Source organism: Daejeonella sp. (assembly GCF_044232565.1).
In the GTDB taxonomy this organism is placed as follows: domain Bacteria; phylum Bacteroidota; class Bacteroidia; order Sphingobacteriales; family Sphingobacteriaceae; genus Daejeonella.
The window spans coordinates 1-5,477 of the sequence record NZ_JBIILQ010000190.1 but is presented as its reverse complement, the minus strand read 5'-3'; the positions used below and the strand labels follow the sequence as shown (position 1 = coordinate 5,477).

Below are 5,477 nucleotides of genomic sequence, written 5' to 3'. Positions count from 1 at the left end.
ATTTCTATCTTTGCGGCAAATAGAGAAAATACGGCAAAATTCATTAGAATATTAGCTTAGTCTATTATTTTAAATATTTATACAAATTACAATTCATTCAAATGGCGTTACAATGCGGTATAGTTGGATTACCAAATGTTGGAAAATCAACACTTTTTAATTGTTTATCAAATGCAAAAGCACAGGCTGCAAATTTTCCCTTTTGCACCATAGAACCAAATATCGGTGTAATTACCGTCCCAGATTCACGCTTAACTAAACTTGCAGAACTTGTTAAGCCTGTTAAGGTTCAACCCAACACGATTGAGATTGTTGATATTGCAGGCTTGGTAAAGGGAGCGAGCAAGGGTGAGGGACTAGGGAATCAATTTTTAGGAAATATAAGGGCTACAAATGCTATTATTCACGTTTTACGCTGTTTTGATGACGACAATGTAATTCATGTGGATGGTTCTGTAGATCCTATTCGCGATAAGGAAATCATTGATACTGAATTACAGTTGAAAGACCTTGATGCGATTCTAAAAAGAATCCAAAAGGTTGAGAAAATGGCGAAAACTGGAAACGATAAAGATGCCAAGAAGACTTATGAGGTATGCAACATTGTAAAAAATCATTTAGAAACAGGCAAATCGGTCCGCACAGCGCCAATAAGTGAGGAGGATAAGGAGTTTATCGCAGATTTATTTTTACTTACCGAAAAGCCAGTAATGTATGTTTGTAATGTAGATGAAAAATCTGTTGTGAATGGAAATAAATACGTTGATCTGGTAAAAGCAGCAGTAAAGGAAGAAAATGCAGAAGTTTTGGTTATTTCGGCCCAGATTGAGGCTGAAATTGCATCTTTAGAGAGCTTTGAAGAAAGACAAATGTTCTTGGAGGACTTAGGACTTTCGGAGTCGGGGGTAACACAATTAATCCGAGCAGCCTACAAACTTTTGAAGTTGGCAACCTATTTTACTGCTGGTGTTCAGGAAGTTAGAGCGTGGACTATCACCCAAGGATTTACTGCACCACAAGCTGCAGGCGTTATCCACTCAGATTTCGAGAAAGGGTTTATCCGTGCTGAAGTTATAAAATATGATGATTTTGTTAACTTAGGCTCTGAAGCTGCTTGTAAAGAAGCAGGAAAGCTTGGTGTTGAAGGAAAAACATATATCGTGCAAGATGGCGACATCATGCATTTTAGATTTAATGTTTAAGCAATTTTACTGATAGCAGAATATTATCTTTAACATATTGAATCCCATTGGGAAAAGTGCCCATAGTTCAATGGATAGAATTGCAGATTCCGGTTCTGCTGATGGGGGTTCGAGTCCCTCTGGGCACACAAAAAAAGCCTGTTATTTACAAAATAGCAGGCTTTTTAATTTTATAAAAACAGTGTATTAAACCAGGTTTCTTCCTGCATTAACAATGCCATAAACCGTACGAATAATCAGCTTATCATAAATTTCTGATTGTGCATCCTCTAATTTTGATGCATTCAAAAGATTAAGTTGTTGTAAGGCATAATGTTGAATGATAACCAATGGCAGGACAATTTTTTCGCGCACAGCGATTGACTTTCGCTCAACGGGATACTTTTCCATTAAAGATTGTGTATCAGACACCTCTAGAAGTAAATCACGTGTAAGATCAAATTCATCTCTAATCAGTTTCCAAAATCCCCCAAAAGTATCTTCATTTTCAAGATAGGCAGTAATTCTAAAATCTGATTTAGACATCGACATCATACAATTATCAATCATTGTTTTAAACTGGCCTGATTCAATATAAAGTGATTTAATGTCGCTAAATAAACCATTATCTTTTGCCTTTTTCAACGCTGTGCCTACACCATAATATCCAGGAATATTCTGCTTCAATTGGCTCCAAGCTGTAACAAAGCTAATTGCCCGAAGATCCTCAAGCCTTAATTCTGAATCTAAATTACGTTTTACAGGCCTACTACTAATGTTAATTTGGGAGAGTAGTTTTAGCGGACTGTGTTTTTCGAGGTATTTTAAAAATAAAGGATGCTTTGTTAAGGCAGCAAACACCTCATAACTATCATTGGCAAGACTAGCAATTAATTCAGTTTGAGCACCATTTAAAGTATGATCATTATGAGAGTCTAAAGAAGAAACTATACCTGCATTGATAAGTTGCTCCATGTTATAGTGTGCACTATCAAATGACCCATATTGACTACTAATTGTTTGTCCCTGAATGGTGAGTTGAATATGATCATTGGCCATATCTTTACCCATTGAAGCATAAAACAAGTGAGTTTTCCCACCTCCCCTTGCCGGTGGGCCACCCCTACCATCGAAAAATACTAGATTAACCCCATTGATTCGTGCGGTAGTAGTTAATGCCACCTTGGCCTTTAAAATAGACCAATTTGCCATCAAATAACCACCATCCTTAGTACTATCAGAGAAACCAAGCATAATGGTTTGTTTATTATTTCTACGCTTAAGATGCTCCTTATAAAAAGGATGAGTATAAAGTAATTCCATTATTTGGCTTGCCTTTGATAAATCGTCAATGGTTTCAAAAAGTGGAACAAAATCAATATTTAGGCTTTCCTTTTTCCAGCCGCTTAACAAGAATAACTCCATCAATTGAAGAATATCTGAAGCTTGCTGGCAATTGCTAATTATAAAACGATGACATGCCTTCTCCCCTCCTGCTTCTTGCAATTTATTGACTAATCGAATGGTATCAAGAGTATCATTAATTAAGGCATCTGGTTGTGCAGCACAATGAAAGTCTAATTCTTTAAATGTGAGTCTGGCAATACGTTCATTTTCATTTAATTGTGAATTTTCAAGCCCGCTCTGCTTTAAAGCAAATTGATGCACATTCCTTAAAATCCGGCTATCTTGTCTAATATCAAGAGAAGCAAAATAGCAACCAAAGAGTTTTACTTTATTGATAAGATCTTCAACTTTATCTAAAAACAGCCCATCATGCACCTCAATAAGTACATTTTTTATTGCCTCTAGGTTTTCAAGTATTTTCACCTGTTGATTTACGGGATTATCGACTACATTAAAACTATTTTCATAAAACAAATTTTGTAATGTAGCGATGTATTCTTCTACACCGCGAAAAGTTACACGCCTTTTAAGATTGCGGAAATCACGGTAATAACAGCGAAAAAGTATTGTTCTGAGTAATGCTGAGACTGTTTTAGTGCTTTCGACGGTTACATTAGGATTACCATCGCGATCGCCACCAGGCCAGAAGCCTAATTCTATAAACTGAGCGGAATCTGAAAGATCAAACTCCCTATCAATTTGCGATTGAATACTTGAGGTTGTTTGATAAAATACATTCTCAAGAAACCAGGCAAGACTAACTGCTTCATCCACCGGACTAGGCTTATTTTTATTAAAAAAAGGAGTTTTTCCAAGTTGCTTAAGCAATAAATTGATTGAATTAATATCATTTTGCTTCAAGGCCTCAATCAAATCGGTAATAATAGCTAAAACAGGTCCCGGATAAAATTGAGTTGGATGAGCCGTAAGAACCAGCCTAAGTGAGAAATCCTTTAATTTTTGTTTAATTTTTTTATCGATTGCAGGATTAGCTGCAGCCTGCTGAAAAAGAGAATTTAGAGAACCAGTATCTTCAAAACGGCCAGTTTTATTAAATGATGCATCTTCAACCGCATCAAATAGAACCACCTGACGCTCAATATATTGAATGAAACGAAACAAAAGATCGAAACGATCAGCTGCGTGAACGTATTGTTCATATTGACCAAAAAAACTTTCTATGATTTCTGTTGGTCCGAGTTGAGATTTTACACCCTCCTCACAATGCGATGTAAAAAAAGGCAATAAAGTGCCAGTATGCTTAATCTGATAAAATGGCAATGTCAGAAATAGGCTATTGTACAGTTCAAATCTATTTACAACTTCATTTGTAAAGATTGATTCTTTTTCGCTTAACTTCATTTAAATTAAATTCTAAGGCCTAACAAATTACCACTACACAAAAGTGCAATATTTATAACAAATTTTAGTTTCTAATTAATAGTTTTCAATAAAACAACAGATTTTTTATGCAATTTTTAAAGAAATAAGCATTTTTAGCTCAAGAATTTATTTTATCAGAATAAATTCAATAAAAAAATCTCAAAATATTTTAAATTATTAAAAATGCAGGTGTTAAAATAATTGATAAAAGAGTAATTCTTAGAATTGGTATAGCAAAAGAAGCAATTCTAATTCCGGATTTCTCTAATTTTCAAACTTCTGAAGAAAACTTCATCTCCATGATCCTGAATCAATACTTTCCCATTTGGAGCTAATCCGAAATCCTTTACATTATTGAATTTACTTTGAGATACCGATTCTTTAAATTCGGCAGATTGGCGATCAAATTCCAGAACTTTATAGCCGTTTAACCAATGTTCCACTTTATTATTGGGATAGACTCTAATCATAGCCTGATTCCAGTCGCCGATTTTTTTTATTGAAGCAGGAATTTTTTGAGCAGAAATGAGGTCATACAAAGAAGCCAAGGTACGGTTGCCCTTGATACCCATCTTTGCATCCGGATGTTTCTCATCATCCAAAATTTGATATTCTAATCCAAGAATTGCGCCATTATAATCGTTCACCAAGTATTTTAATCCGCTATTTGCCCCTTCAGTAAGTTTAAAATCAAACTTTAATTCAAAGGCAGCAAATTTATTTTGCGTAGCAATATCACCACCCAAAGCCGGCTGACCAATCTGATCTTTTTCTACACTTAAAATTCCATCTTGATTAAGCCATCCCCTTTCAGGGAAATTAGTATTGTTCGCAAGAGTCCAACCCTTATTAGATTTACCATCCCAAAGCAATCGATATCCAAGACTTTTTTCCTGTTTGGAAAGATTATTAGGCAAGGTATTAACCACAAAAATTGGATTAGAAGGCAATGACTTTAAATTTTTCGTCTGAATTCTAATGTTTTTCCATCTAATTTGCCTTCCGGCAGGTTCAGAATTAGGAATTGAATGTACTTGCAGGGCAATAAATCCTTTTTGAGTTTCAGCATCAATCAAATGTGCTACAGGAACGCCATTTAGCCAAGTTTTGATACTACTGCCTATACATTCGATTCGGTATTTATTCCATTCATTATTTTTAAAAGCAGTTTTTGCTTGGGGATTTAATTCCAAATTATAGAGCCATCCCCTTCGAGCCTCATCATATATTCCACCACTCCAGGCGCGCTTAGAGGGATCAACCTCTACTTGATAGCCATGAACTCTTCCATTTTGGTATTCCTTCTTACTCAAACTCCTAATTTGGATTCCAGAATTCATAAGAGGATGTACAAACAATTCGACTTCTAGGATAAAATCGCCGTATTCTTTTTCAGTTGCAAGAAAAGTATTTGGAGTGTTCGATACGGTAGTACCAATTAGTTCACCATCCTGCACATGATAATTGGCTTTACCACCTAAAATTTTCCAAGCACTCAGATCTTTA

The 5,477-nt window shown here is 35.4% G+C and carries 3 protein-coding genes and 1 tRNA gene; 2 read left to right on the top strand and 2 right to left on the bottom strand.

Going from position 1 to position 5,477, the window contains the following annotated elements:
- The first annotated feature begins 101 nt into the window (after positions 1–101).
- Both ychF and ACILQF_RS10075 read left to right on the top strand, forming a co-directional pair.
- Positions 102–1,202, top strand: coding sequence for a redox-regulated ATPase YchF (gene ychF / locus ACILQF_RS10080; RefSeq protein WP_395627284.1), 1,101 nt, complete (start codon positions 102–104; stop codon positions 1,200–1,202).
- 56 nt (positions 1,203–1,258) lie between these two features.
- Positions 1,259–1,330 (top strand) — tRNA-Arg (locus ACILQF_RS10075).
- Positions 1,331–1,388: 58 nt separating this feature from the next.
- Here ACILQF_RS10075 and ACILQF_RS10070 read toward each other — a convergent pair.
- Positions 1,389–3,950 (bottom strand): phosphoenolpyruvate carboxylase, encoded by a 2,562-nt coding sequence (locus tag ACILQF_RS10070; protein ID WP_395627283.1) that lies wholly within the window; start codon positions 3,948–3,950, stop codon positions 1,389–1,391.
- A gap of 269 nt (positions 3,951–4,219) precedes the next feature.
- A partial coding sequence (locus ACILQF_RS10065; RefSeq protein ID WP_395627282.1) for a DUF1080 domain-containing protein occupies positions 4,220–5,477 on the bottom strand: 1,258 nt, incomplete at its 5' end.

What these genes read in the sequence shown, in the direction of transcription:
- ACILQF_RS10070 (WP_395627283.1), bottom strand. Translation starts at nt 3,950, where the DNA reads ATGAAGTTAAGCGAAAAAGAATCAATCTTTACAAATGAAGTTGTAAAT.
- ychF (WP_395627284.1), top strand. Translation starts at nt 102, where the DNA reads ATGGCGTTACAATGCGGTATAGTTGGATTACCAAATGTTGGAAAATCA.